The sequence below is a fragment of the Pantoea sp. PvP021 genome (assembly GCF_054056055.1).
In genome coordinates this window covers 20849-46123 of the sequence record NZ_JBSRXX010000007.1, presented here as the reverse complement: position 1 = coordinate 46123, position 25275 = coordinate 20849, and the positions used below count along the sequence as shown (strand labels likewise).

The 25275-nt window shown below is 58.1% G+C and carries 24 protein-coding genes; 13 read left to right on the top strand and 11 right to left on the bottom strand.

Annotation, left to right across the window (positions count from 1 at the left end; translation table 11 throughout):
- Window position 1: 1 nt before the first annotated feature.
- The 5 genes from mlaD to murA all read left to right on the top strand — a co-directional run bounded on the left by mlaD (window position 2) and on the right by murA (window position 3200).
- Window positions 2–547: an outer membrane lipid asymmetry maintenance protein MlaD gene (gene mlaD / locus ACVKSX_RS17325; RefSeq protein ID WP_010251890.1), complete on the top strand. Its 546-nt coding sequence runs from the start codon at window positions 2–4 to the stop codon at window positions 545–547.
- Between the two features lie 15 nt (window positions 548–562).
- Window positions 563–1198 (top strand): phospholipid-binding protein MlaC, encoded by a 636-nt coding sequence (gene mlaC, locus ACVKSX_RS17320; protein WP_010251887.1) that lies wholly within the window; start codon window positions 563–565, stop codon window positions 1196–1198.
- Window positions 1198–1503, top strand: coding sequence for a lipid asymmetry maintenance protein MlaB (mlaB, locus tag ACVKSX_RS17315; RefSeq protein ID WP_010251883.1), 306 nt, complete (start codon window positions 1198–1200; stop codon window positions 1501–1503). Before mlaC ends, mlaB begins: the two co-directional genes overlap by 1 nt.
- A 113-nt stretch (window positions 1504–1616) precedes the next feature.
- Window positions 1617–1874, top strand: coding sequence for a BolA family iron metabolism protein IbaG (ibaG, locus tag ACVKSX_RS17310; RefSeq protein WP_010251880.1), 258 nt, complete (start codon window positions 1617–1619; stop codon window positions 1872–1874).
- A gap of 66 nt (window positions 1875–1940) precedes the next feature.
- Window positions 1941–3200, top strand: a complete 1260-nt coding sequence (murA, locus tag ACVKSX_RS17305; protein ID WP_010251868.1) for a UDP-N-acetylglucosamine 1-carboxyvinyltransferase — start codon at window positions 1941–1943, stop codon at window positions 3198–3200.
- Between the two features lie 73 nt (window positions 3201–3273).
- Here the strand turns inward: murA and ACVKSX_RS17300 are convergent, their stop codons facing one another.
- Complete coding sequence (locus ACVKSX_RS17300; RefSeq protein ID WP_022625265.1) at window positions 3274–3558, bottom strand: helix-turn-helix domain-containing protein; 285 nt, start codon at window positions 3556–3558, stop codon at window positions 3274–3276.
- 237 nt (window positions 3559–3795) lie between these two features.
- Entirely contained in the window at window positions 3796–4767 is a 972-nt protein-coding gene (ispB, locus tag ACVKSX_RS17295) for an octaprenyl diphosphate synthase (protein WP_031592018.1), read from the bottom strand.
- Window positions 4768–5024: 257 nt separating this feature from the next.
- On the opposite strand from ispB, the gene rplU reads away from it, so the two are divergent.
- The 3 genes from rplU (at window position 5025) to cgtA (ending at window position 7024) form a co-directional block, all read left to right on the top strand.
- The gene (gene rplU / locus ACVKSX_RS17290) at window positions 5025–5336 is read left to right on the top strand and encodes a 50S ribosomal protein L21 (RefSeq protein WP_008925416.1); all 312 of its coding nucleotides are present in this window, start codon (window positions 5025–5027) and stop codon (window positions 5334–5336) included.
- Between the two features lie 15 nt (window positions 5337–5351).
- Entirely contained in the window at window positions 5352–5609 is a 258-nt protein-coding gene (rpmA, locus tag ACVKSX_RS17285; protein ID WP_003851093.1) for a 50S ribosomal protein L27, read from the top strand.
- Window positions 5610–5851: 242 nt separating this feature from the next.
- The gene (cgtA, locus tag ACVKSX_RS17280) at window positions 5852–7024 is read left to right on the top strand and encodes an Obg family GTPase CgtA (RefSeq protein ID WP_003851092.1); all 1173 of its coding nucleotides are present in this window, start codon (window positions 5852–5854) and stop codon (window positions 7022–7024) included.
- Between the two features lie 72 nt (window positions 7025–7096).
- Here cgtA and ACVKSX_RS17275 read toward each other — a convergent pair whose 3' ends face one another.
- Genes ACVKSX_RS17275 through ACVKSX_RS17255 form a run of 5 tightly spaced genes read right to left on the bottom strand, consistent with a single transcriptional unit; the run spans window position 7097 to window position 11952 of the window.
- A complete protein-coding gene (locus ACVKSX_RS17275) occupies window positions 7097–7516 on the bottom strand; it encodes a hotdog fold thioesterase (protein WP_029519501.1) in 420 nt (139 codons plus the stop codon).
- Window positions 7517–7518: 2 nt separating this feature from the next.
- A complete protein-coding gene (gene dhbA, locus ACVKSX_RS17270; RefSeq protein ID WP_022625267.1) occupies window positions 7519–8277 on the bottom strand; it encodes a 2,3-dihydro-2,3-dihydroxybenzoate dehydrogenase in 759 nt (252 codons plus the stop codon).
- On the bottom strand, window positions 8274–9128 hold the full coding sequence (locus tag ACVKSX_RS17265) for an isochorismatase family protein (RefSeq protein ID WP_191924146.1): 855 nt from the start codon (window positions 9126–9128) through the stop codon (window positions 8274–8276). Before ACVKSX_RS17265 ends, dhbA begins: the two co-directional genes overlap by 4 nt.
- Window positions 9129–9146: 18 nt before the next feature.
- Window positions 9147–10763, bottom strand: coding sequence for a (2,3-dihydroxybenzoyl)adenylate synthase (locus ACVKSX_RS17260; protein WP_191924147.1), 1617 nt, complete (start codon window positions 10761–10763; stop codon window positions 9147–9149).
- A gap of 10 nt (window positions 10764–10773) precedes the next feature.
- Window positions 10774–11952, bottom strand: coding sequence for an isochorismate synthase (locus ACVKSX_RS17255; protein ID WP_033769492.1), 1179 nt, complete (start codon window positions 11950–11952; stop codon window positions 10774–10776).
- 177 nt (window positions 11953–12129) lie between these two features.
- Here ACVKSX_RS17255 and fepB point away from each other — a divergent pair, with 177 nt between their 5' ends.
- Window positions 12130–13098 (top strand): Fe2+-enterobactin ABC transporter substrate-binding protein, encoded by a 969-nt coding sequence (gene fepB / locus ACVKSX_RS17250; protein WP_060681576.1) that lies wholly within the window; start codon window positions 12130–12132, stop codon window positions 13096–13098.
- Here the strand turns inward: fepB and entS are convergent.
- Window positions 13093–14337 carry an enterobactin transporter EntS gene (gene entS / locus ACVKSX_RS17245; RefSeq protein ID WP_191924149.1) on the bottom strand — a complete coding sequence of 415 codons (1245 nt, stop codon included), beginning with the start codon at window positions 14335–14337 and terminating at the stop codon, window positions 13093–13095. The genes fepB and entS overlap by 6 nt on opposite strands.
- A gap of 145 nt (window positions 14338–14482) precedes the next feature.
- Here entS and fepD point away from each other — a divergent pair, with 145 nt between their 5' ends.
- Genes fepD through ACVKSX_RS17230 form a run of 3 tightly spaced genes read left to right on the top strand, consistent with a single transcriptional unit; the run spans window position 14483 to window position 17237 of the window.
- On the top strand, window positions 14483–15472 hold the full coding sequence (gene fepD / locus ACVKSX_RS17240; RefSeq protein ID WP_072171285.1) for a Fe(3+)-siderophore ABC transporter permease: 990 nt from the start codon (window positions 14483–14485) through the stop codon (window positions 15470–15472).
- The gene (gene fepG, locus ACVKSX_RS17235; protein ID WP_163850461.1) at window positions 15469–16449 is read left to right on the top strand and encodes an iron-enterobactin ABC transporter permease; all 981 of its coding nucleotides are present in this window, start codon (window positions 15469–15471) and stop codon (window positions 16447–16449) included. The genes fepD and fepG overlap by 4 nt, the downstream gene beginning before the upstream one ends.
- Window positions 16446–17237 (top strand): ATP-binding cassette domain-containing protein, encoded by a 792-nt coding sequence (locus ACVKSX_RS17230; RefSeq protein ID WP_033769497.1) that lies wholly within the window; start codon window positions 16446–16448, stop codon window positions 17235–17237. Before fepG ends, ACVKSX_RS17230 begins: the two co-directional genes overlap by 4 nt.
- Window positions 17238–17280: 43 nt before the next feature.
- Here the strand turns inward: ACVKSX_RS17230 and ACVKSX_RS17225 are convergent, their stop codons facing one another.
- From ACVKSX_RS17225 to fes, 3 genes are all read right to left on the bottom strand, one after another.
- Window positions 17281–21210 (bottom strand): enterobactin synthase subunit F, encoded by a 3930-nt coding sequence (locus ACVKSX_RS17225; RefSeq protein ID WP_191924150.1) that lies wholly within the window; start codon window positions 21208–21210, stop codon window positions 17281–17283.
- Entirely contained in the window at window positions 21203–21421 is a 219-nt protein-coding gene (locus ACVKSX_RS17220; protein ID WP_029519500.1) for an MbtH family protein, read from the bottom strand. The genes ACVKSX_RS17225 and ACVKSX_RS17220 overlap by 8 nt, the downstream gene beginning before the upstream one ends.
- 99 nt (window positions 21422–21520) lie before the next feature.
- Window positions 21521–22726, bottom strand: a complete 1206-nt coding sequence (gene fes, locus ACVKSX_RS17215) for an enterochelin esterase (protein WP_191924151.1) — start codon at window positions 22724–22726, stop codon at window positions 21521–21523.
- A 250-nt stretch (window positions 22727–22976) separates the two neighbouring features.
- Between fes and ACVKSX_RS17210 the strand changes: the two genes are divergently transcribed.
- Window positions 22977–25244, top strand: a complete 2268-nt coding sequence (locus ACVKSX_RS17210; protein WP_191924152.1) for a TonB-dependent siderophore receptor — start codon at window positions 22977–22979, stop codon at window positions 25242–25244.
- Window positions 25245–25275: the final 31 nt, after the last annotated feature.

Below are 25275 nucleotides of genomic sequence, written 5' to 3'. Positions count from 1 at the left end.
AATGCAAAGCAAAAAAAGCGAAATCTGGGTTGGCATATTTATGATTATGGCGTTGCTGGCGGCGCTGTTTCTCGCGCTGCGCGTCGCCGATTTAAAGTCAATGGGCACCGAGCCGACGTGGAAGCTCTACGCCACCTTTGACAATATTGGTGGTCTCAAAGCCAGTTCGCCGGTCAAGATTGGTGGGGTGGTGATTGGCCGGGTGACCGACATTGAGTTAGAGCCGAAAACGCTGCTGCCGCGTGTCACCATGGACATCAGCGATCAGTATGCGAATAAAATTTCAGACACCAGCTCGCTGGCGGTTCGCACTCAGGGACTACTGGGTGAGCAATTCCTGGCACTCAATTTAGGATTTGACGATCCTGAACTGGGTTCGGCGATGCTGAAAGATGGCGATACGCTGCGCGATACGAAATCCGCCATGGTGCTCGAAGACCTGATCGGTCAGTTCCTTTATAAGAGCGGCGATAATAAACAAAACAGTGAAAACAAGGATGCGCAGGAAGGCGACAGTGCTGCGCCTGCGGCACCGGCTCAACCTTAAAGAAGAGGGTATACCATGTTTAAACGTTTACTGATGATTGCCATGCTGGTGGTTGCGGTACCGCTGACGGCAACCGCAGCCGATCAGAGCAACCCCTACAAACTGATGAATGAAGCGGCGCAAAAGACGTTCACCCGTCTGAAAAACGAGCAGCCGAAAATCAAGCAGGACCCTAACTACCTGCGTCAGATTGTGCGTCAGGAGCTTCTGCCTTATGTACAGATCAAATATGCGGGCGCGTTAGTGCTGGGCCGCTACTATCGTGATTCGACGCCCGCTCAGCGTGAAGCCTACTTCAGCGCCTTTGGTGACTATCTGGCGCAGGCTTATGGTCAGGCACTGGCACTGTACAACGGACAGAGCTACCAGATTCAGCCTGAGCAGCCGTTAGGCGATGCCCAGATTGTCGCTATTCGCGTTTCCATTATCGATCCAAATGGCCGTCCACCGGTTCGCCTCGACTTCCAGTGGCGTAAAAACAGCCAGAGCGGTAACTGGCAGGCGTATGACATGATCGCTGAAGGCGTCAGCATGATCACCACCAAACAAAATGAGTGGAGCGATCTGTTACGTACCAAAGGTATCGATGGTCTGACGGCGCAGCTGAAATCTTCTGCGGCACAGCCAATCACGCTGGATAAACAACAATAATGCACGAATCGTTACGCTGGGAGCGGGAAGCCAGCACGCTATTACTGAAAGGCGAACTGGATCGCGACACGCTGATGAGCCTGTGGCAGCAACGTGAAACGCTGATTAAAGATGTCGATACCATCGACGTCGCGGCGCTGGAGCGTGTGGACTCTTCCGGGCTTGCCCTGCTGGTGCACCTGCGGGAAATCGCGCGGGCACAGGGTATTACCCCTCGCTTTACGGGCATCAGCGACAAACTGCATTCGCTGATAACGCTTTACAATCTGCAACAGATTATTGTTTCTGCGGATAAAAGCGCCTGATTTCCGGTTGTTATGCTAAGCCCCTGTTTTCAACAGGGGCTTTTGCGTATTTAAGAGTCAGCCGCTTTCCTCTACTATGTCAGCCTTATTATTATTAAGTGAAGTTAAGCCCAATGGAAAACAGTGAAATTCAGGCCGTGCTGATGGCAGCATTGCCTTTAGATGAAGTGCATGTGATGAGCAATGATGGCAGCCATTTTCAGGTGATCGCCGTAGGCGAACTGTTTGGCGAACTGAGCCGCGTAAAAAAGCAGCAGGCTGTCTACGCGCCGCTGATGGAATTTATCGCGGATAACCGCATTCATGCTGTCTCTATCAAAACCTATACTCCCGCTGAATGGGCGCGTGACCGTAAACTCAACGGTTTCTGATCCCCAGCGTGGTGAACTCGTCGCTGGCGAGTCCAATCTTTAGCTAGTTAATTGAGAGCCGTGTTAATGGACAAATTTCGTGTGCAAGGCCCCACCCGCTTAAGTGGTGAAGTAACCATTTCCGGGGCAAAGAACGCCGCGCTTCCTATTCTGTTTGCTGCGCTGCTGGCTGAAGAGCCGGTCGAGATCCAGAATGTGCCAAAGCTGCGCGACATTGATACCACCATGAAGCTGCTGAGCCAGCTGGGTGCGAAGGTGGAACGCAACGGTTCTGTGCATGTCGATGCCAGCGCGGTAGATGTATTTTGTGCGCCTTACGATCTGGTCAAAACTATGCGTGCCTCAATCTGGGCGCTGGGCCCGCTGGTGGCGCGTTTTGGTCAGGGTCAGGTTTCCCTGCCGGGTGGCTGCGCTATCGGCGCGCGTCCGGTTGATCTGCACATTACCGGTCTTGAACAGCTGGGTGCCGAGATCAAGCTGGAAGAGGGCTACGTGAAAGCGTCAGTCAATGGCCGCCTGAAGGGCGCACTGATTGTCATGGACAAAATCAGCGTCGGCGCGACCGTGACCATCATGAGTGCTGCGACGCTGGCGACCGGTACTACCGTGATTGAGAATGCGGCGCGTGAGCCGGAAATTGTCGATACCGCCAACTTCCTTAACACCCTGGGCGCCAGAATCAGTGGTGCAGGCAGCGATAAAATCACCATCGAAGGCGTAGAGCGTCTGGGTGGCGGTGTTTATCGTGTCCTGCCGGATCGTATCGAAACCGGTACCTTCCTGGTGGCTGCCGCCATTTCGGGTGGCAAAGTGATGTGTCACAAAACCCAGCCGGATACGCTGGATGCTGTGCTGGCCAAGCTGCGTGATGCGGGTGCCGATATCGAAACCGGCGAAGACTGGATCAGTCTGGATATGCACGGCAAGCGGCCAAAAGCGGTCAACGTGCGCACTGCACCGCATCCAGGTTTCCCGACCGATATGCAGGCGCAGTTCACACTGTTAAACATGGTTGCGGAAGGCACGGGCGTGATTACCGAAACCATCTTCGAAAACCGTTTCATGCATATCCCGGAACTGATTCGTATGGGCGGACATGCTGAGATTGAGAGCAACACGGCGATCTGTCATGGGGTTGAAACCCTGTCAGGTGCGCAGGTGATGGCGACCGATTTGCGTGCGTCTGCCAGCCTGGTTCTGGCCGGTTGTATTGCGGAAGGAACGACGTTTGTTGATCGCATTTATCACATCGATCGTGGCTATGAGCACATCGAAGATAAGCTGAAAGCCATGGGCGCAAACATCGAGCGCGTCAGCGAAGAGTAATCCCGCAGATGCTCTGAAAGAGCCAGCCCCCTTTGGGGGCTGGTTTTTTTTCGCCTGAGGATCGCCTGAGTTTTCAGGCGGTATCGGAATGATCGACAGGCGCCCGGATACGTTTTCTGCGATCCAGCAGGCAGTGGGTCTCGGGATCGTAATAGCGGCTGGGCCAGATCTCACAAGGATGAACCTTGATCGCGTCAGCGATCAACCATTCGCCCTTGGGCCATGGACGCGTGAGCGCATTAGCCAGCGTTGATGAACTGAGACCTGCTGCGCGTGACAGCGCCGCGAGTGTCATTCCACGCTTATGCAGCGCCGCGATAATGTCAGCCGGGTGCCAGTCTTCCATCCTTTTTTGCATATCCTGTTCTCCTTTTCCCTGTCATTGCGTCGTCCAGCAGGACGTGAGCTTTCCTTTTTACCGTTATCTGGAAAGATTGAGGTTTTTATAGCAAATAGTTCCCATTAGTTTCCAGTAATATTTGGATCCAGCATCTGATCTGTGGGGTGGCATGCAAAAGGAGTGCAACAGCTAAGAGATAACAAAAAGAAGTGAGAGCAGGGACGTAAAACGGAGCCTGTCAGGCTCCGTGAGGGATCAGAAATCGCGCTGAACTGACATGTGCGCCAGCGACTCCAGCGCACTGCGCCACGGCGATTCGGGCAGAATGCGCAAGGCGTCAATGGCTTTATCCGCTTCCTGTTCGGCGCGGCTGCGCGTCCATTCGAGTGAACCACACTGATTCATCGCTTCCAGTACCGGTTCCAGCAGATGGCGGCCATTTCCCTGCTCAATGGCTTCACGGATCATCTTCGCCTGCTCAGGTGAGCCGTGCTGCATAGCATGCAGCAGTGGCAGCGTGGGTTTGCCTTCACTCAGATCATCGCCGGTATTTTTGCCCAGCGTCTCGCCGTCAGCACTGTAATCCAGTAAGTCGTCAATTAACTGGAAAGCGGTGCCCAGATAGCGCCCATAATCCTGTAGCGCTTTTTCCTCTTCAGGTGTGGCTTCAGCCAGTATCGCCGAGGCCTGCGAGGCCGCTTCAAACAGACGCGCGGTCTTGCTGTAAATCACGCGCATGTAACTCTCTTCGGTGATGTCGGGATCGTTGACGTTCATCAGCTGCAGGACTTCGCCCTCAGCAATCACGTTTACCGCTTCTGACATCAGCGCCAGGATACGCAGCGAACCCATGCTGGTCATCATCTGGAAGGCGCGGGTGTAAATAAAATCACCGACCAGCACGCTTGCCGCATTGCCAAACGCCGCGTTCGCGGTCGCTTTGCCACGACGCATATCGGATTCATCCACGACATCGTCATGCAGCAGCGTGGCGGTGTGGATAAATTCGATCAGCGCCGCATTGGTCACGTGAAGATCGCCCTTGTAGCCCATGGCACGTGCGGATAGCACGGCAATCATGGGACGGATACGCTTGCCCCCACCACTGATGATGTAGTAGCCCAACTGGTTGATGAGCGAGACATCTGAATTCAGCTGGTCGAGGATGGTCTGGTTAACGGCAGCCATATCCTGTGCGGTTAATTCATTAATCTGTTCTAAGTTCATTCGTCTTTTCAGCTATGACTCGTTATCTCTGCCATGGTAAGTGCTTTTACCCAGCCAGCGTTCAGGTAATCTGTTACTGATTGTACTTGAATTTTCTGCCTGAGAAACGGTTGCATTCAGCCTGTGTTTTTTTTCTGCAAGAGTGTGCAAAGTGCTCTTGTCTTCTTCTGGAGTTTTGCGTAGAATTCGCGCCCTATTGTGAATATTTAGCGCGCCGCCTGATGAACTAAAAGGCAAGCGCAGAAGCGGAGTTTTATATGTACGCGGTTTTCCAAAGTGGTGGTAAACAACACCGAGTAAGCGAAGGTCAGACCGTTCGCCTGGAAAAGCTGGACATCGCAACCGGTGAAACGATTGAGTTTGACCAGGTTCTGATGATTGCTAATGGCGAAGACGTGAAAATCGGCGCGCCACTGGTTTCAGGCGGAATGATCAAGGCAGAAGTTGTTGCTCACGGTCGTGGCGAGAAAATTAAGATCGTTAAGTTTCGTCGTCGTAAGCACTACCGTAAGCAAGCAGGCCATCGCCAGTGGTTCACTGATGTGAAAATCACTGGTATCACGGCATAAGAGGAGATCTGACAAATGGCACATAAAAAGGCTGGTGGTTCGACTCGAAATGGTCGTGACTCCAATGCAAAACGTCTGGGTGTAAAACGTTTCGGTGGCGAATCTGTTCTGGCAGGTAGCATCATCGTTCGTCAGCGTGGCACCAAATTCCACGCCGGTACCAATGTAGGTTGTGGTCGTGACCACACCCTGTTTGCTACCGCAGACGGTAAAGTACAGTTCGAAGTTAAAGGTCCGAACAACCGTAAATACATCAGCATCGTTGCTGAGTAAGGTTGTCGTGACGCAGACGTTTGACGTCTGAACGCACGAATTGAAGGCCCCGCAGCTCCTGCGGGGCTTTTTACATTCTGCGGTCTGTTGCGGTAAAAGCGACGCATCACAAAAGTTTGCTGTACACTTTATGTACGCACTGGCGAAAGCCAATCCTGATTTATCCGCCGCTGGTCAGCGCAGAAGACCCTGGCGGACCCGTCTGCAGAGTGCTGCAGGCGATTGTGTGACGGAGATAGAAAATGAAGTTTGTAGATGAAGCGACAATTTTGGTCGTCGCCGGTGATGGCGGTAATGGTTGCGTAAGCTTCCGCCGCGAAAAATATATCCCGAGAGGCGGCCCTGATGGGGGTGATGGCGGTGACGGCGGTGACGTTTATCTGATCGCTGATGAAAACCTCAACACCCTTATCGATTATCGTTTCGAAAAATCTTTCCGCGCCGAGCGTGGGCAGAACGGCCAGAGCCGCGACTGTACTGGCAAACGCGGTAAAGATATCGAAGTTAAAGTGCCGGTCGGCACCCGGGTTATCGATCAGGGTACCGGCGAGACACTGGGCGACATGACGCGTCACGGCCAGAAACTGATGGTCGGCAAAGGCGGCTGGCATGGCCTGGGTAACACCCGCTTTAAATCATCTGTAAACCGCAGTCCGCGCCAGAAAACCATGGGTACCCCAGGTGAAAAGCGCGATCTGCAGCTGGAGCTGATGCTGCTGGCAGATGTCGGGATGCTGGGCTTACCGAATGCCGGTAAATCGACCTTTATCCGTGCCGTATCGGCAGCGAAGCCAAAAGTGGCGGACTATCCGTTTACCACGCTGGTGCCGAGCCTGGGCGTGGTTCGTATGGACAGCGAGCAGAGCTTCGTCGTGGCCGATATCCCTGGCCTGATTGAAGGCGCAGCCGATGGCGCAGGCCTCGGCATTCGCTTCCTGAAGCACCTTGAGCGCTGCCGCGTGTTGCTGCACCTGATCGACATCGACCCCATTGATGAAAGCGATCCGGTTGAAAATGCCCGCATCATTCTCGGCGAGCTGGAAAAGTACAGCGAGAAGCTGTTCAACAAGCCACGCTGGCTGGTCTTCAACAAAATTGATCTGATCAGTGAAGAAGAGGCGCAGTCACGGGCTAAAGCGGTGGCTGAAGCGCTGGGCTGGGAAGATAAGTATTACCTGATTTCTGCCGCAAGCCGTACCGGTGTCAACGAACTCTGCTGGGACGTGATGAGCTTCATCAACGCTAACCCGAAAGAAGCGGAGCTTGAAGAGAAGCAGCCGGAGAAAGTGGAGTTTATGTGGGACGATTACCACAAAGAAACCATTGAAAACACGGTTGAAGTGGAAGATGAAGAGTGGGATGACGACTGGGATGATGAAGACGACGAAGGCGTTGAAATTATCTATCAGCGTTAACCGATCGCCTGCTACAGCGTGATATGCAATGCCCCCTTTCAGGCCTGAAAGGGGGCATTGTTCTTTCTGCAGCTAGCTCATCACCGCCACACTCAGTCGCGCACTGCAGCACAGCTGATCCCGACCGTTCCGAATCTCAATCTGCCAGCTCTGACTGCGTTTACCCAGATGCAGTGGACGGCAAATTCCCCGCACCAGACCGGCAGAAACCGCACGATGATGGCTGGCATTCACTTCTACGCCAACCACGCTGCTGCCTTCCTCAACCGCCAGATATCCGGCAATTGAGCCCATCGACTCCGCCAGCACCACGGACGCACCGCCATGCAGCAGCCCGAACGGCTGTTGCGTACGGGCATCGACCGGCATCGTCGCTTCCAGATAATCATCACCTATCAGGGTAAAAACGATACCCAGATGGGCCACCAGAGAGTTCTCACCCAGCGCATTCAGGGCGGGAAGATCAATGGATCGCTTCCAGATCGCTGTCATCATCAGGCTCCCAGGGTTGCGCCACCATCAACCACAATATCCTGCAGCGTCACATGGCTGGCAAGATCCGACGCGAGAAACAGTACGGTGGCCGCAATTTCCTGCGGCTGCGCGATCTTGCCCAGCGGGATACCCAGCTTGAACTGATCCGGGAAGCCTGCAATCATCTCCTGCTCACCCGTCGGTGTGTGCCACAGGCTGCGCTGCATATCGGTGTCGGTAGAACCCGGTGAAACGATGTTGCAGCGGACGCCATAGGGCGCCATCTCCAGACCCACGGTCTGACAGAGACTGCGCAGCGCCGCTTTTGAAGCACCATAAGCGGACATGCCGATACGCGGGGCGTGAGCCGAATTAGACGCGACGGTGACGATGGCACCGGCGCGCTGTTCGCGAAAGCGTGGCAATGTCTGCTGGAACAGATTAAACGCGCCGCCCGCATTGACGTTAAGACACGCCTGCCAGTCGGCAAACGACAGCTCATCGGTGGCACCAATCCGTAAGATACCGGCTGCGTTGACCAGCACATCAATGCGCGGTTGCACGGCCAATACGCGCTGGCAGATCGTTTTGACCTGCGCCGGATCGGCCACATCCATCGTGTGGCAGGGAAACGGGTAATCATGGCCCTTGAAACGTTGATCAAAGGCCTCAACCTGTGCGCCAGCCTGATGAAAGGCTAACGCAGTATGATAGCCTATGCCCTGGCCGGCACCGGTTACCCAGACGATTTTACCGCTGAAGTCGAATGTGTGGCTCATTTCGCCGGCTCCCGCGCCAGCAGCGCCCACCAGCCATCAATGCTCGGGTTTTTCGCCAGGCTGACGAAATCGATATCACGATGTACCTGACGCCAGCGTGCCGCCAGCGCCATCACGCGTACTGAGTCCAGACCGTAATCAATCAGGTTTTCATCATCTTCCGGCACCTCATCATCTTCCAGCAGCGGCAGGATCAACGCGCGCAAATCATCTTTGCTGAGTGGCACAGGCATCAGATCGGCGGTCATCACCACTTTTCCGCTACGGCCCGCGGTGTAGGTCAGCGCCATCATATGTTCCTCACGGCTGAAGTCAGCCAGCGCATCGGCCACCATGAACGGCTGAATATTGCGCATAAACGCATCGGTGGCGGTGGTCAGGCAGCCAATATGGGCATAGACGCCGGTGATAATCAGCTGATCGCGACCCATCTCCTGCAGGATCGACTCCAGCGGCGAGCGGTGAAATGCACTGTAGCGCCATTTGGTCAGGACCTGATCGTCCTCATCCGGTGCCAGCGCATCCACGATCTTCTGCTGATCGGGATGTTTATTCAGGCCCGGTCCCCACATGTCGTTGAGCAGCGCACGATCTTCATCGCTCTGCGCGTTTGGCTGAGCGGTGTAAAACACCGGAATACCCTGCGCTTTGCAGTAGCGACGCAGGCGGGCAATATTGTCGACTACCTGCTCAACCAGCGGGCTATTTTCGCCCCAGAAGTTGAGAAAATAGCGCTGCATATCGTGGATCAGCAGGGCGGCACGGTCCGTCTCCAGCATCCATTTCACTTTGTTGTTGGGCAACTCGGTAGCGGCTGGCAGCGGATAAGAGGTCAGTTGTGGAATAGCCATTGAAAATCTCCGGACAGATCAGGCTTGCGCTTGTTGATCGGCAAGTTGTTGGCGCAGACGTTTTTTGTCCACCTTTCCGACCGCGGTCAGCGGCAGGGCATCTACGCAGGTAATACGGTCGGGCAGCTTAAATTCTGCCACGCCAAGTTCACGCAGGTGACGACGCAGCGCCACCGGTTTAACCGGCTGACGGGTGACGATAAAGGCACAACTCTTTTCACCCATCAGCTCGTCGCTCATGGAGACCAGTGCAGCGTGGATCACATCCGCATGGCGCTGCAGCAGGTTTTCGATCTCTTCGGCTGCGATCTTTTCGCCGCCCCGGTTGATCTGATCTTTCTCCCGGCCCTGCACGATGATGTTGCCAGAGGGCGTGATCTCAATCAGATCGCCAGAGCAGTAAAAGCCCTGGTCATCGAAGCTGGCGGCGTTATGTTCCGGGCTGTTGTAGTAGCCGCGGAAGGTATAAGGACCACGCGTCATCAGGCGACCGATGGAGCCTGCTGGCAATGGGTTACCCTGATCGTCGGCAACCCATACCTCGTCATCCGGGGAGATCGGGCGTCCCTGCGTGGTGAGAATGGTCTGCTCATCGTCATCCAGCCGGGTGTAGTTCACCAGACCTTCCGCCATACCAAATACCTGCTGCAGGGTGCAGCCGATCTCGTTCTGGATGCGCGCGGCCAGTGTTTCACCCAGCTTTGCGCCACCGACCTGAATGCGTTGCAGCGAGGCCAGCGCAGCATTGCTGCCCCATTCCTGAATCGCCTGCAGCCAGAGACTGGCGGCGGGCGGAACCAGGCCGGTATCGGTGACCTGATGCTTTTCAATCAGCGGGAAGCAGAGCGTTGCGCTGGGATCGGCGGCTAAGATCACCTGTCCGCCCGCGTAAAAAACGCCCAGCGCGCCCGGCGAACTCATCGGGAAGTTATGCGCGGCGGGCAGGGCGATCAGGTAGCGGGTGTCGGCGGTAATATCGCAGATAACGTCACTCTCACGGATGCTGTAGTAGTAATCATTATGGGTACGTGGGATCAGTTTCGGTGTACCGGTACTGCCACCCGACAGCTGGAAAAAGGCGACTTCATCGCCTGCGGTCGGGGTTGCGATGAAGTTGCCCGCGGGTTCAGCCAGCAGGGCGTCGAGGCTGTTTTCCGTCTGAGCGTCATTACGCAGGATCACCTGTTGGAGTGAACGCTGATCGCGGCAAAGTTGCGTAATAAACGCATCATCGGCGAACAGTGCGTGGCTGCGATCGGCAATTAACAGGCTCGGCGAGATCTGACTGGCATAGGCGGCCAGTTCGGTGCGCTGATGGCTGAACAGGGCGTTAACCGGGGCAACGCCGATTTTGAAAAGGGCAAACAGCGTCAGGTAAAATTCCGCCACGTTGCCAAGCTGCACCAGCGCCGTATCGCCTGACTTCAGGCCGCGACGCTGCAATGCCGCGGCCAGGTTGTCACTCAGCGCCGCCAGCTGGCGATAGGTAAATTGTCGTTCGCCATCAATCACCGCCACGCTCTCGCTGTCGCGATGACGTTCCAGGATGTCTGTCATCGGCAGATCGAGCCAGTAGCCTTTTTCACGGTAACGTGCGGCCAGATCGTCCGGCCAGCGGCTGTAGGAAATCGTCATACAGGTTCCTTTATTGCAGTCCAAAAGCGCGAAGCATGGTGTCGAGTTTGACGCCGGTTTCACGCCATTCTGATTCAGGTTGTGAGTCCGCTACGATGCCTGCGCCCGCAAACAGCCGCACCCGCGGGCCATTCACCGTACCGCAACGAATGGTGACGACCCATTCGCCATTGCCCTGATCGTCACACCAGCCGACGATGCCGCCAAACAGCTGACGTTCAAATGGCTCCAGTCGCTGAATCAGCGCCTGAGCACGCTGATGAGGGAAGCCGCTGAGGGCCGGTGTCGGATGCAGCAGACAGGCCAGTGACAGCGCATTTTCGCGATCGTCCAGCACGTCACCCTGAATCTGCGTAGCGAGATGCCACAGTGTTGCGGTGGTCAGCAGTGAAGGTGTCTCGGGGACCGACAGCAGGCGGCTGCGCGGCTGCAGCGTCGCGCGCATCGCATCCGTGACCAGCTTATGCTCATGACGATCTTTTGCTGAGTGCATCAGGCTGTCGCCAGAGGCCTGGTCACGCTGCGGATCGCGATGACGCGGCGCTGAACCGGCCAGCGGACAGGAGCTGAACTGGCGGCCCTGCTTACGAATCATCAGTTCCGGGCTGGCGCCAACCAGCGCGCCACCATCGGGCAGCGGCAGATGAAAGTGATAGCTGTTAGGGTTCTGCGCCACGATGCGCTGCATCAGGGCGGCCGTATCAACCGGCTGTTCCGCCACGATATCCATCAGCCGCGACAACACCACTTTATCCAGATCGCCGCGCTGCGTAGCCGCCACCGCCTGCGCAACCATGTCGATGAAAATGTCATGGTCCGGCACCGCCGTGCGGCGACGCACCTGCGGCAGTTCAGCCTCAGCCAGAGAGGCACTGGCGTTGAGATCGTCACGGTTAAAGGTCTGATACGACTCAGGGATAAACAGCGCAGCGGGCTGATCCACGTCGAAGGGGATTGCACCCACCAGAATGGGATGGGCAATGCCCTGTTTTCTGGCTGAAGCAAAATGGTGCTGTAGTTGCTGCTGAAACTCCCCTGTCAGCTGCTCACCCTGCCTTACCGGCGCGGTAAGGGTAGTAAAACAGCCCTGTGTGGTCAGGCTTTGCCAGGGAGAGGTAAACAGAAAGCCACGGCAGAGTGCCGGGAAATCCTGCAACAAGGGATGTTCAAACGCCAGCGATTCCACCATAATTTCCACCTATAAATGATAAGATAACTAATAATGATTATCATTTGTATTGTGGGCCAGTAACCTACGTTGATTAGCCGAAAGTGTCAATAATTACGCGGCGATTCAGCTGGCATGGCCGGTTAAATCAGCACAAATGGTCTCTCTCTTTTTCCGGGTAAAAGTGGACGAAAATCTATGAGTAAACATGGTGTCACATCGGCGATAGCGCTGTTTTTCCTGAGCATCAGCCTGTTCAGCGTTACCGCTGCTGCCCAGACCGGCTGGCCGCGAACTGTCGCCGGGACAACAGGCAATATCACACTGACCCAGGCACCGATGCGTATCGTTTCGACCAGCGTTACCCTGACCGGCTCGCTGCTGGCGATTGATGCGCCGGTCGTCGCCAGTGGCGCAACCGCACCCGGCAGTCGGCTGGCTGATAAGCAGGGATTCTTCCGTCAGTGGGGCGAAGTGGCCAAACAGCGCGGCGTAAAACGTCTCTACATTGGTGAGCCCAGTGCAGAAGCGATTGCTGCTGAAGCGCCAGACCTGATTGTGGTCAGCGCCACCGGGAATGATTCGGCGATCAAACTGGTTGAACAGCTTGCGGCGATTGCGCCGGTGCTGGTGGTGAATTACGACGATAAAAGCTGGCAGCAACTGGTGACGTTGCTGGGGGAGGCGACCGGGCATGAAGCGGAAGCTGCCGCCCGGAAAGCTGAGTTTGATGCGCGAGAAAAGGCTCTGAAAGCGAAGCTGACCCTGCCGCCGCAGCCGGTATCAGCGATGGTGTGGAACGGGGATGGCCGGGCAGTCAATCTGTGGACGGATGCATCGGCGCAGGGGAAATTACTGCAGCAACTGGGCTTCACTCTGGCGACGCCGCCGGCCACTCTTCAGTCTGGTCACAGCATGGGACAGCGTAAAGATATCCTGCAACTGTCAGGAGAAAATCTGGCGGCAGGCCTTAATGGTCAATCATATCTGCTGTTTGCCGCTGAAGAGCCCACCGCCGCACAGGTGATGAGCAACCCTTTCCTGGCGCAGACCCCAGCTGTGCGCGCAAAAGCGGTCTATGCGCTGGGGCTGGATAGCTTCCGGCTCGACTACTACAGCGCCAGCAATTTGCTGACGCGGCTGGAGACGTTGTTCGTTAAATCATGATCCCGTTTCCGCCGGTGCAGACGGTTGATAGCGACGCAGACGCGCCATCAGCAGCCACATGATGATGCCCAGCACGGTGGCTGCCAGACCAGCCAGGCTGGCCGCCTGCTGCGGCAACAACAGTGAACCCATCGCGCCAATCATCGCTGCACCTATCGCATCGCCGGTGACATTCTGCGCTGTCCAGAGGCTGTTGATCCTGCCGAGCAGCGCATCAGGCGTCAGCGTCTGGATCAGCGCGTACTGCACCAGGCTGTTGATGGCACTGAAATAGCCAAAGGCCGCGAGGCAGACCAGACTCGCGCTGAACCACGGCATCAGGCTGAACAGAGCCAGCGCGACGAAAGCAGCAATAGCACTCGCCAGAATCAGGCGGCCCGGCTGCGGTGACTGTGCCAGCCGTCCGCTGGTGAGGGCACCTGTGGCAGCACCCAGCGGAACGGCGGCATACATCAGCCCTAACTCCGTCACGCCGACCTGCCAGTGTGGCGCCAGCGCCGGATAGAGCACGCGCACCGCACTGGCTAACGTCACCAGCGCGCCGACCAGCGCCGCCATGCCAACGATCGGGCTGGCAAACAGGAATTGCACGCCGCTGACCAGTGCTTTCAGCGGATGCTCACGCGGCTGCGGCGGTGGCGCAAGCCGCGGCAACCGCAGCAGGGTTAACACCGTCAGCAACGTGCCGAACGCCGCCAGTCCGTAGTTCCACGCCACACCGCCCTGCGCGATGACCAGTCCGGCAATGGCGGGTGAGAGAATCGCGCCAAATCGCACCGTCAGCATGGTAATCGCACCTGCTTTCATCAGGTTTTCACGCCCGACCAGCGCCGGCGTCGCCGCCAGCAGCGCGGTGACGCCTATCGCGCCGAAAAAACCATCCCATAGTCCCAGCACAAAGACGGCGATCACCGACGGCGAAGGGAGCAGGGCATTGATGCATAAGGCGACAAAGCCCAGGCCACAGGTGGATCGGGCAAACAGGATCAGACGTCGGCGCTCATAGCGATCCGCCAGCACGCCGCCGGTCAGCAGGCCGATAAACATGCCGGCACTGGCCAGCGTCACCGCCAGACCCACCAGCAGCGGCGACTGCGTTAGCTGCTGAATCTGAACCGGTACCGCCACCGCCAGCATGCCGAGGGCGACGATGGAGATAAAGCGGGCGATAAAAATGGCGCGAAAGGCGGGGTGGGTTCTCAGCAGGCTGAGATCGATAAAGTGGGAGGGTTTGTTCATAACGTCGCTTTTTTGCACCCATTTTCCTCATCATTGAGTCCGGGAGTCATGGTAACATACAAAAAATCACTAATAACGATAACAAGTATCATTATCATAATGACTCGTGCTGCGATCTCAATGAATCGGTGAAGGTTTAAACGTTATGCGTCAACTTCGTGCAATAGCAGGTTCAGGGATGCTGCTGTTGTTGCTTCTCGCGCTCAGCCTGATGCTGGGTGCCAAATCTATCCCCTTTCATGATGTCACGCAGGCCTTATTCAGCGACTGTAACCGCGTCGATTGTGTCATCGTGCGCGATGCCCGACTGCCGCGCACCCTGGCGGGTCTGCTGGCCGGGATCAGTTTAGGTCTGGCGGGCGCGCTGATGCAGAGCCTGACGCGCAATCCGCTGGCCGATCCCGGCATTCTCGGTATCAACGCCGGTGCGGGCTTTGCGGTGGTGCTGGGCATCGCCCTGTCTGGCGCTGACTCCCCCGCGGACTGGCTTGGCTTTGCCTTTACGGGCGCACTGCTGGCCTCCCTGCTGGTGGCGCTGACCGGTGCGCTGGGCGGTGGCCGCGTTAATCCGGTGCGTCTGACGCTGGCAGGCGTGGCGCTGGGCGCGGTGCTGGAGGGGTTAACCTCTGGTTTATCGCTGCTCAATCCTGACATCTACGATCATCTGCGTTTCTGGCACAGTGGCTCGCTGGATATCCGCAATTTTGCCATTCTGCGCACCACCTTTCCGGCGGTAGTCGCCGGTAGCCTGCTGGCGCTGCTGCTGGCGCGTTCGCTCAACAGCCTGAGTATGGGCGGTGATATGGCGACTGCGCTGGGTACCCGGGTGATGCGTACCCAGCTGGTGGGATTACTGGCTATTGCGCTGCTGAGTGGGGCGGCGACAGCCGCTGTCGGCCCCATCGCGTTTGTCGGCTTAATGACGCCACATCTGGCCCGCTGGCTGCTGGGTAACGATCATCGCTGGATGCTGCCCGGAACCCTTCTTATCACCCCCTGTTTGCTGCTGGCCGCCGATATTCTGGGACGGCTGCTGGTACCGGGCGAACTGCGCGTGTCGATTGTCACGGCCATACTGGGCGCGCCGATGCTGATTGTGCTGGTGCGCCGCAAGTCGGGAAGAGGGCAGCTATGAAACGGGTGATGATTAATGCGCTGATGCTGCTGGTGGCCTGCGGGGTGCTGACCTTTCTGAGCATTACGCGCGGCACCTTACCGATCTCCGCCAGCCAGTTGTGGGCCCTTATCAACGGCGAGGCGGCGCGTAACATACAGCTGATTGTACTGGAGTGGCGACTGCCGCGCGTCATGATGGCGCTGCTGATTGGTGCGGCACTGGGCGTCAGCGGGGCAATTTTTCAGTCGCTGCTGCGCAACCCGCTGGGCAGCCCCGATATTCTGGGTTTCAATACCGGCGCTTACAGCGGCGTCCTGGTGGCACTGGTGCTGTTCCAGCAAAACATGGAGGGCATGACGCTGGCGGCACTGCTTGGCGGACTGCTCACGGCGGGCGTGGTCTGGCTGTTCAGCTGGCGCAACGGCGTGGAGACCTTTCGTCTGATCATTGTGGGCATCAGCGTGCGGGCGCTGCTGATGGCGCTGAACAGCTGGCTGATTATCAGCGCCTCACTGGAGGCGGCACTGAGCGCCGGGCTCTGGAGCGCCGGTTCACTCAACGGCATTACCTGGGCGAAAACGACGCCGGTGATTACCGTGCTTCTGCTGGCGCTGCTGGCGACAAGCATGCTGGCCCGGCGCATGCGTCTGCTGGAGATGGGTGACGACACTGCCTGCGCGCTGGGCGTACCGGTTGAACGCAGCCGCGTTTTGCTGATGCTGACGGGCGTGATCCTCACCGCCGCCTCTACCGCGCTGGTCGGTCCTGTCTCCTTTATTGCGCTGCTGGCACCGCAGATTGCTCGTCGGCTATGTGGCGGTATCAAAGGCGCGCTGCCGCTGGCTGCCTTGTGCGGCGCGCTGCTGTTAACCGCCGCGGATTACGCCGCGCAGCACTTTTTCCTGCCTTATCAGCTGCCGGTTGGCGTCATCACGGTTAGCCTGGGCGGACTCTATCTGATTGCTTTACTGGTACGGGAGGCGCGACGCCAATGACAGTGAAAACACGTTTGCAGGGCGACGCGCTGACGCTGGGGTATGACAAAAAAATCGTGGCGGAGAATCTCACCGTCGCGATCCCCGACGGTGAACTGACCGTTATTATTGGCCCCAACGCCTGTGGAAAGTCGACGCTGCTGCGTACCTTAAGCCGCCTGGTCTCGCCCCTGAAAGGCCAGGTGCTGCTGGATGGCAATGCGATTACTCACTACGCTACCAAAGAGGTGGCGCGTCGGCTGGGTCTGCTACCGCAAAGCTCGAATGCACCAGCGGGCATCAGCGTCAGCGAACTGGTCGCGCGCGGGCGTTATCCGCACCAGTCGCTGTTTGGTCGCTGGCGACAGGAAGATGAGACGGCTGTTCAGCAGGCAATGCAGGCTACCGGCGTGGCAGATTTGGCGCAGCAGCAGGTTGATACGCTCTCTGGCGGCCAGCGGCAGCGGGTGTGGATTGCGATGGTGCTGGCTCAGCAGACGCCACTGTTGCTGCTGGATGAACCGACCACCTGGCTCGACATCGCCCATCAGATTGAGTTGCTGGAATTAATGCAGGATCTCAATCAGCAGCATGGCCGTACGCTGGTGGTGGTGCTGCATGATCTCAATCAGGCGTGCCGCTATGCCAGCCACCTGATTGCGATGCGAGACGGGAAAATTATTGCCGAAGGGAAACCGGCGGAGATCGTTACGCCGGAACTGATAGAAGCGATCTACGGCCTGCGCTGCATCATCATTAACGATCCGGTGGCCGGTACGCCGATGATTGTGCCGCTGGGAAGAGGCTGACCTGCGCTTTCTCCACCCGAAGAAAGCGCAAAGTCAGAACGGTTCAGGGATTCAGCGACACCAGGCACTGCTGCAGTCGTGGCCCAATCTGTTCGAACATGCGCGGTGAGATGATCTCGACGTGCGCACAGTCCAGCGGCCAGATAGTCAGCTTGCCGACATAGGGCGCCCAGGCGCGGCGCGCATCCTGACCGGGCTGCTGCGTCTGTTCCGCCAGGAACAGAGTTGCGTGTCCGGTGAAGCGGGCACTGCGCGCTGTTGCCAGCAGGCGCACTGAACTGGCGTAGTTGGCTTCAATGGTGGTAAACAGTGCCTCCATTCCTTCACCGGCCTGCTGCCGTTGCGCAGCGATAAACTGCTCGCGCTCACGATTAACTTCTTCCAGCACCGCCGGATCCAGCACGTTTTCACCGCGCCGTTCATCCCAGTTCTGCGTCTCCGGCGGCCAGGTATCCAGCAGTCCGAGGAAGGCAACGGTTTCACCTTCGGCCTCCAGCCGCGCGGCGATACCCTGCGCCAGCGTGCCGCCCAGCGAGTAGCCCAGGAAATAGTAAGGCCCCTGTGGCTGCTGCTGACGCACCGTCGCCAGATGCGCCTCACACACCGCGTCAAGGTGCTGCGCCTGGTTCAGCGGGCTGGTGATGTCGGGTGACTGAATGCCGAGTAGCGACCAGCGTGCATCCAGATAGCGCTGCAACACGCTGAACTGCCAGGCAAAACCGGAGGCGGGATGGAAGCAAAACAGCGTTGGGCCAGTGCCGCGTCGCAAGGGTAATACCGCTTCAAATCCGGCACGAGCCACATCCGCGGGCTCGCTGCTGAGCAGTGTCGCCAGCTTTTCTACCGTGGATGCCACCATGATCTGGCCCACTGACACCGGCTGATTCAGCGTCCGGCGCAGCTGTGCTGCCAGCCGCATCGCCAGCAGCGAGTGGCCGCCCAGCGAGAAGAAATCATCCTGGGCGCTCACCGGTTCGCACTCCAGCAGCCTGGCAAACGCCTGTGCCAGTGTCGTTTCGAGTCCGGGATGCGGCGCGCGACCAGCCAGCGCTGCCTGCGTTTGCGGCAGCGGCAGCGCTTTGCGATCCAGTTTACCGTTGCTGCTGAGCGGTAACGCCGCCAGCTGAACAATCGCCACCGGCACCATATGCGCCGGTAACTGTGTGGCCAGAGTCTGACGCATTGCGTCGGTATCGATCGGGCCATCAGCCACTACATAGCCGACCAGCTGGCGGGCATCGCCCTGCTGATCGCTGCTGCTCCCCAGCACCACCGCATGTGTGACGGCCTGCTCAATGCCAGGTAGCGCAGCCATGGCGTGGTCGATCTCGTTCAGCTCGATACGCTGTCCGCGAATTTTAAGCTGATCGTCGCTGCGGCCCAGATACTCCACCGCACCATCCGGCAGCCAGCGCGCCACATCACCGGTGCGGTACATCCGGGAGCCGTGTCCCCACGGATCGGCGACAAACCGGCTGGCAGTGAGGTCGGGACGATCAAGATAGCCATGCGCCAGCTGCACGCCGGTCAGATAGAGATCGCCAGCCACGCCCGGTGGCACCGGCTGCAGACGCGCATCCAGAATCCGTAAGCCGGTGTTCCAGACCGGGAAGCCAATCGGCACGCTGGCCCCTTCGACGGCCGCCAGCTCCGGGCCAAAGGCCGGATAGTAGCTGACATCAACCGCCGCTTCGGTCGGGCCATAAAGATTATGCAAGGGCACCCGGGTCAGTGCCTGCCACTGGCGCGATAACTCTGCGGGCAGCGCTTCGCCGCTACAGAAAACCCGGCGCAGGGTGGCGCAGCGCGCTATCGCGTCACCTTCCTGCAGCGAAGCGACAAAAGCAGCCAGCATCGACGGAACAAAATGGGTGGTGGTCACGCGGTAGCGGGCAAACAGCTGCTGCAGCGCGTCCGGGTCGCGATGAGCATCGGGCGGAGCCATCACCAGCCGTGCGCCGACGATAAGCGGCCAGAAGAACTCCCATACCGAAACATCAAAGCTGCTCGGGGTTTTCTGCAACACCACATCATCGCTGCCGAGCGGATAGCGATCCTGCATCCATAACAGACGGTTGACGATCGCCTCATGACTGACCAGCACCCCTTTTGGCCGACCGGTCGAGCCGGAGGTATAGATGATGTATGCGCCATCCTGTGGACGCGGGGCCTGCATCAGCACGCTATCCACGGGTGTTAACAGCGCGTCGTAAAACAGCGGCGCGACGGGTGAGAGTGCCGCCAGCCGCTTGGCCAGTTCACGACAGGTGATCAGCGTTTTCGGCGCGGCATCTTCCAGCATCATCTGTAACCGATCGTCCGGGTAGCCGGTATCAAGCGGCAGCCAGGTTGCCCCCACGCTGACGATCGCCTGCAGCGCCAGCGATAAAAAGACCGAACGCGGCAGCGCTACGGCGACGATATCACCCGGCGTCACTCCCTGCGCAATCAACTGTTGCCCCAGCGCGGCGACCTGCTGCTGCATCTGTTGATAGTCAAGCTGATGCCCCTCATCTGCCAGTGCCGGAGCGCGCGGCGAACGCTGTGCCTGACGGAGCAGCAGGCTGCTCAGGGTTTCTGCAGGCAGCATTACGGCAGTCTGGTTGATCGCCGCGAGCTGCTGATGCTCTTCCGGCATCAGCATATCCAGCTCGCCACAGGCACTGGCTGGCCGGACGGCAAGCTGCTGAAGCAGCAGGCCAAAGCGGCTGGCGTGTTGCTTTAGCGTTGTGTCGCTGTAGCGCTGTGCATTAGCGAGTAACTCCAGCGTCAGGTCGCCCTGTTCGCTGAGGTAGATAGCAATCTCCAGATCGCGTACCGGTCCTGACGCCAGCTGATGGGTTATGCCTTTGATGCCAGCGAAATCGAGCTGGTAATCAAACATCTTCAGGTTGATTACCGGCCCATAGAGCGGATCGCTGTCGCCGGAGCGACCCAGATCGCGCTGCACCTGTTCAGCGTCGTAACGCTGATGACGACGCATTTTTTTGACTTCGGCCGCCAGACGCCCGGCCAGTGCCGTCAGCGGCTGTGCCGGATCGTAATGCACCGCCATTGGCAGCACGTTAATCACCGGACCGGTGGCGCAGAGCGCGGCCGAGCCGATGCGGCGCATAAAGATGAAACCGGCGGCGAACGCATGCTGACCGGTGAGGCGCGCCAGCCATAAGGCCACCAGCGCAAAGGCGGTATCCGCAGCACTGAGGTTGTGCTGCCCGGTGTGCGTCAGCAAAGCCTGAAAAGTGTCGCGATCCACGGCAAACGTGTGGCGCAGCAGGTCGGTACTGGCGCTCTCACCGGCCAGCGGCAGAGCGGACAACGAGGCGGGCGCAGGTAGCTGCGCGCCTTTCTCCAGCCAGAACTGGCGATCGCGCTGCCAGCCCGAAGATAGCTGATAGCGCTGATATTCATCAACGACGTCGCTGAACGGCACAAACGGGCTCGGCTCCGGCGTGTCGCCGCGCTGCCAGGCGCTGTAGAGATTGGCGATACGGCGGGTCAGGGCGGTGAAACTAAAACCATCGACCACCAGATGATGGTATCGCTGATACCAGTACCAGTGATCCTCATCCAGCCGAAACAGGCTGTGATGGTAGAGCGGCGCGCCGCTCAGCACCCGCAGATCGCCGGTCATATCCTGCTGCATCAGCGCACGTGCTGCGGCCTCCGGATCGGCGGCGTCGCGCAGATCGATCACCTCAGGCTCGCGGAAAGCCTGGGGTTCAGGCCACTGTAGCGGTTCACCCTCCTGCTCGCCAAAGGCCATATTCAGTGTGTCTGCTTCCTGCATGCCAGCAATTATGGCCCGTGACAGCAACGCGCTGTTCAGCGCACCGCGCAGTTCGACAAAATGCGCCACGGCGTAAGCATTGGAATAGGGCGATAGCTGGTCAGCGATCCAGATTCCGGGCTGAGCGGCCACCAGTGGCAGCGTTTTTTGTTCTGTCTGCGGGTTGAGGGTGATCTCAGACATTTTCGCCTCTGTCCTGCGTCATAACCGGACGGATATCGTGCCAGTTTTCATTCAGCCAGCTCAGACAGTCAGCCTGTGGCCCGGGGCCAAACACCGGCTGCCATCCTGCCGGAACCGCACAAAAGGCGGGCCATAAACTGTACTGCTGCTGATCGTTCTTCAGCACCTGACAATCCTGTTGCGGATCGTCGAAAGGGTTAAGTTGTTGCATGTCGGTCTCCTGTCCGCAGTCACCGGGCGCGCTAACGCCGCTGTCCTGCATAGATATCTTTCAGTGGCGCGCAGAAGGCGGAATATAAGCGGGTTAGGGCTATTGCCACATGGCTTTAAGGCCTGCCAGCAGTCCGCCGCGCCAGCACAGCGCATCGTGACCACCTTCGACCGGGTGATAGCTGACCTGATGTCCGGCAGCGGTCAGATCGTGCTGAAACTGCTGGTTTGCTGCCAGAATCAGCCGTTCGCGTCGTCCCGCTTCCAGGTAGAAGCGGCGAGGGGGGGCCTGCAGTAAGCCCTGTTGTAACTGCTGTGGCAGCCAGCCATTGGGATCGCCGCGCGCGGGCCACCAGAACGACCCGGAGAGGCTGATCGCCCCAGCAAAGGTTTCCGGCCAGGTCAGGGTGGCGTAAGCGGCAGAAAGGCCGCCAAAACTTTGTCCCGCTACCAGCGTGCTGTCGGCACGAAACGGCGCCCAGCGCTGAACCTGCGGCAACAGCTCGTGCTGAATCGCCAGCCAGAAGTCAGGGTTACAGGTCAGCTCACGCGTGCGGTGCTCGCGGTCGATGATGTCGATCATGACATAGACCGCAGGGGGCAGTTCGCCTGCCTCTGTCAGTTGCTGAAGCGGGCCGGCAACCGGCATGTTCTGTGCCCAGAACTGACCATCCAGCAGCAGTACCAGCGGACGATCGCCTGCACTGGCGTCTCCGGTAACAGAGATCCAGATCTGACGCTGGTTCCCCAGCCGTTCGCTGCGCCACCAATAGTGTTGCAGCGGAATATCGGCGGCACGGCCCTCATCAACTGCACGCCACACCTGCTGATCCGGCGCGTGTGGCAGGTGCAGTGGCGAGACCCTCATTCCCCGTCCACCCGCCCAGCTTCGCAAAGGATTCAGCGGGTCGCTTTGCGCCTGCGGGAATTTCTGACTCCACCACTGGCGCACTGCCTGCATATCGGCCTGCCCGGTAAAAGTCTCTTCCTGACTATCAGGAATCAGGCAGTAGCTGCCGCGCCAGTCAGCGGGCAGGGCGGTTTGCCACCACCAGACATCGGTATCGGGAACAGGCGTTAAGGAGGAGGGGACCGCTGAATGATGATGATCGGTTACGCCGGTAATATTGATCCAGACGCGCCGGGTATCGGAGTGCTGCGTGTCACCCTTGGGATCGCGCCAGAAAAAGGTGACCTGACAGGTTCCCTTTTCGCCAGCTTCAACCAGAGGAATGCCCCGTTGCTGCTGCTGTTGCCACCAGCGTTCACTGCCGGTTTCTTCACTTAACCACGTCATACGCGCCATCTTTCGATCACCCTTGATTAGGGTCATACATGTTATGAATAATAGTATTGATAATTATTTGCATTTGCAATAGGGTGTTTCCGCCCGACAGGGAGCGCGCGCATCCTCTCTGCCGCACCGGCTTTCAGACTGATGCAAAGCGGTTCTGACGCTGGCCCGGCGACAAGGGGAAAACGTTGCAGGCAAGGTTATTACTTTTTTACCGGCACGCCGGCAGTGGCATCCTCGCCGGCACTCCAGGAACAGAAAAATGAAAAAGTTATCCCGGCTTTCGTTAGCCATTATGATTGAACTGGGTTTCACCGCCTCTCTCATTTCTGCCGGTGCCGTGGCTGCTGAAGCCACCCACGAACCGGCTATCGACAGCAGCCCCTCCGATACCCTCCACGACGACACCATGATGGTGACCGCCGCCGAGCAGACGTTGCAGGCACCTGGCGTGTCGACCATCACCGCCGACGAAATTAAAAAACATCCACCCGCACGCGATGTCGCCGAAATTATTCGCACCATGCCTGGCGTCAATCTGACCGGTAACTCCACCAGCGGCCAGCGCGGAAACAATCGCCAGATCGATATCCGCGGCATGGGGCCGGAAAATACCCTGATTCTGATCGATGGATTGCCGGTGACCAGCCGCAACGCGGTTCGGCTTGGCTGGCGTGGCGAGCGTGATACGCGCGGCGACACTAACTGGGTGCCGCCAGAGATCATTGATCGCATTGAGGTAATCCGCGGTCCGGCAGCGGCCCGTTACGGTAACGGTGCAGCGGGCGGCGTGGTGAACATCATCACCAAAAAAGAGATGGATAATCAGTGGCACGGCTCATGGAGCGCCTATTACAACGTGCCGGAACACAAGGAGGAGGGCGCGACCCGTCGCACCAACTTCAGCCTTGAAGGGCCACTGGGCGATGATGTCAGTTTCCGGCTCTATGGCGGACTGGCAAAAACGCAGGCTGATGCTTACGACATTAATGAAGGGCACGCCGCAGACCGCACCGGCAGTTACGCCGGATCGTACCCGGCGGGCCGGGAAGGCTCGATCAACAAAGATATTCATGGCCTGCTGCGCTGGGCATTTGCGCCGATGCAGACGCTGGAAGTGGGGGCCGGTTACAGTCGTCAGGGCAACCTCTATGCCGGGGACACGCAGAACACCAATACCAACGCCCTGGTGAAAAGCAAATATGGTGACGAGACCAACCGGCTCTATCGGCAGAACTTTTCTGTTAAGTGGACCGGTGCCTGGGACAATGGCATCAGCACCAATACCTACGCGCAATATGAGAACACCCGCAACGCGCGTCTGAATGAGGGGCTGGCAGGCGGCACCGAAGGCATCTTCGCCAACAGCAACTTCAATACCATCCAGCTGGATGATGTGTTGTTGCACAGTGAGATCAGTGTGCCGTTTGAATGGCTGGTGAACCAGACCGCGACTTTCGGGACGGAATGGAATCAGCAGCGGATGAAGGATCCTTCATCGACGACTCAGGCCGCCAGCTACGGGTCGATTCCCGGTATCGCTACGACCGGCCGCACACCCTATTCACAGGCGGAAATCTTCTCGCTGTTTGCCGAAGACAATATTGAGCTGACCGACAGCACCATGCTGACGCCGGGCCTGCGCTTCGATCACCATTCGATTGTCGGCGATAACTGGAGCCCGTCGCTCAACCTGTCACAGGGATTAGGCGATGAGTTCACACTGAAAATGGGTATTGCGCGCGCCTATAAAGCCCCGAGCCTCTATCAGACCAACCCGAACTATCTGCTCTACAGCAATGGTCAGGGCTGCGCCGCCAGTGCCGGTGCCTGTTATCTGATGGGTAATGACGATCTGAAAGCGGAAAACAGCATCAATAAAGAGATTGGGGTCGAATGGAAGCGCGATGGCTACCAGGCGGGCCTGACCTGGTTCCGCAACGACTACCGTAACAAGATCGAGGCTGGCACGGCGCCAACCGGCACCGCATCTAACGGCAAAACCGACATCTACAAATGGGAAAATGTGCCTAAAGCGGTCGTCGAGGGGCTGGAAGGCACGGTTAATGTCCCGTTCTCCGATAGCGTAACGTGGAACAATAACTTCACTTACATGTTGCAGAGTAAGAATAAAGAGACCGGCGATCGTCTGTCGATTATTCCGGAATATACGCTCAATTCGACGCTGAGCTGGCAGGCGATGCAGGACCTCTCCCTGCAAACGACCCTGACCTGGTACGGTAAACAGGTACCGAAGAAATATGACTATAAAGGTAACGCCGTTACCGGTAGCGCCACCGATCAGGTGAGCCCCTATTCGGTTGTGGGCATGAGCGGCACCTATGACGTTAATAAATATGCCAGCGTCACCGTGGGTATCGACAACCTGTTCGACAAGCGCCATTTCCGTCAGGGCAACGCGCAGACCACCGGCAATGCCACCACCGGAGCGTGGCTCTATGGCGCAGGGGCCAATACCTTTAACGAGTCGGGCCGCACCTGGTATATGAGCGTGAATACCCGCTTCTGATGGACGGGCAATAAAAAGCGCAGCGGTTGAT

Excerpts from the sequence above, each read along its gene's own strand:
- mlaD (WP_010251890.1), top strand. The coding sequence starts at position 2 with ATGCAAAGCAAAAAAAGCGAAATCTGGGTTGGCATATTTATGATTATG.
- mlaC (WP_010251887.1), top strand. The coding sequence starts at position 563 with ATGTTTAAACGTTTACTGATGATTGCCATGCTGGTGGTTGCGGTACCG.
- mlaB (WP_010251883.1), top strand. The coding sequence starts at position 1,198 with ATGCACGAATCGTTACGCTGGGAGCGGGAAGCCAGCACGCTATTACTG.
- ibaG (WP_010251880.1), top strand. The coding sequence starts at position 1,617 with ATGGAAAACAGTGAAATTCAGGCCGTGCTGATGGCAGCATTGCCTTTA.
- murA (WP_010251868.1), top strand. The coding sequence starts at position 1,941 with ATGGACAAATTTCGTGTGCAAGGCCCCACCCGCTTAAGTGGTGAAGTA.
- ACVKSX_RS17300 (WP_022625265.1), bottom strand. The coding sequence starts at position 3,558 with ATGCAAAAAAGGATGGAAGACTGGCACCCGGCTGACATTATCGCGGCG.
- ispB (WP_031592018.1), bottom strand. The coding sequence starts at position 4,767 with ATGAACTTAGAACAGATTAATGAATTAACCGCACAGGATATGGCTGCC.
- rplU (WP_008925416.1), top strand. The coding sequence starts at position 5,025 with ATGTACGCGGTTTTCCAAAGTGGTGGTAAACAACACCGAGTAAGCGAA.
- rpmA (WP_003851093.1), top strand. The coding sequence starts at position 5,352 with ATGGCACATAAAAAGGCTGGTGGTTCGACTCGAAATGGTCGTGACTCC.
- cgtA (WP_003851092.1), top strand. The coding sequence starts at position 5,852 with ATGAAGTTTGTAGATGAAGCGACAATTTTGGTCGTCGCCGGTGATGGC.
- ACVKSX_RS17275 (WP_029519501.1), bottom strand. The coding sequence starts at position 7,516 with ATGACAGCGATCTGGAAGCGATCCATTGATCTTCCCGCCCTGAATGCG.
- dhbA (WP_022625267.1), bottom strand. The coding sequence starts at position 8,277 with ATGAGCCACACATTCGACTTCAGCGGTAAAATCGTCTGGGTAACCGGT.
- ACVKSX_RS17265 (WP_191924146.1), bottom strand. The coding sequence starts at position 9,128 with ATGGCTATTCCACAACTGACCTCTTATCCGCTGCCAGCCGCTACCGAG.
- ACVKSX_RS17260 (WP_191924147.1), bottom strand. The coding sequence starts at position 10,763 with ATGACGATTTCCTACAGCCGCTGGCCGGACGATCTGGCCGCACGTTAC.
- ACVKSX_RS17255 (WP_033769492.1), bottom strand. The coding sequence starts at position 11,952 with ATGGTGGAATCGCTGGCGTTTGAACATCCCTTGTTGCAGGATTTCCCG.
- fepB (WP_060681576.1), top strand. The coding sequence starts at position 12,130 with ATGAGTAAACATGGTGTCACATCGGCGATAGCGCTGTTTTTCCTGAGC.
- entS (WP_191924149.1), bottom strand. The coding sequence starts at position 14,337 with ATGAACAAACCCTCCCACTTTATCGATCTCAGCCTGCTGAGAACCCAC.
- fepD (WP_072171285.1), top strand. The coding sequence starts at position 14,483 with ATGCGTCAACTTCGTGCAATAGCAGGTTCAGGGATGCTGCTGTTGTTG.
- fepG (WP_163850461.1), top strand. The coding sequence starts at position 15,469 with ATGAAACGGGTGATGATTAATGCGCTGATGCTGCTGGTGGCCTGCGGG.
- ACVKSX_RS17230 (WP_033769497.1), top strand. The coding sequence starts at position 16,446 with ATGACAGTGAAAACACGTTTGCAGGGCGACGCGCTGACGCTGGGGTAT.
- ACVKSX_RS17225 (WP_191924150.1), bottom strand. The coding sequence starts at position 21,210 with ATGTCTGAGATCACCCTCAACCCGCAGACAGAACAAAAAACGCTGCCA.
- ACVKSX_RS17220 (WP_029519500.1), bottom strand. The coding sequence starts at position 21,421 with ATGCAACAACTTAACCCTTTCGACGATCCGCAACAGGATTGTCAGGTG.
- fes (WP_191924151.1), bottom strand. The coding sequence starts at position 22,726 with ATGGCGCGTATGACGTGGTTAAGTGAAGAAACCGGCAGTGAACGCTGG.
- ACVKSX_RS17210 (WP_191924152.1), top strand. The coding sequence starts at position 22,977 with ATGAAAAAGTTATCCCGGCTTTCGTTAGCCATTATGATTGAACTGGGT.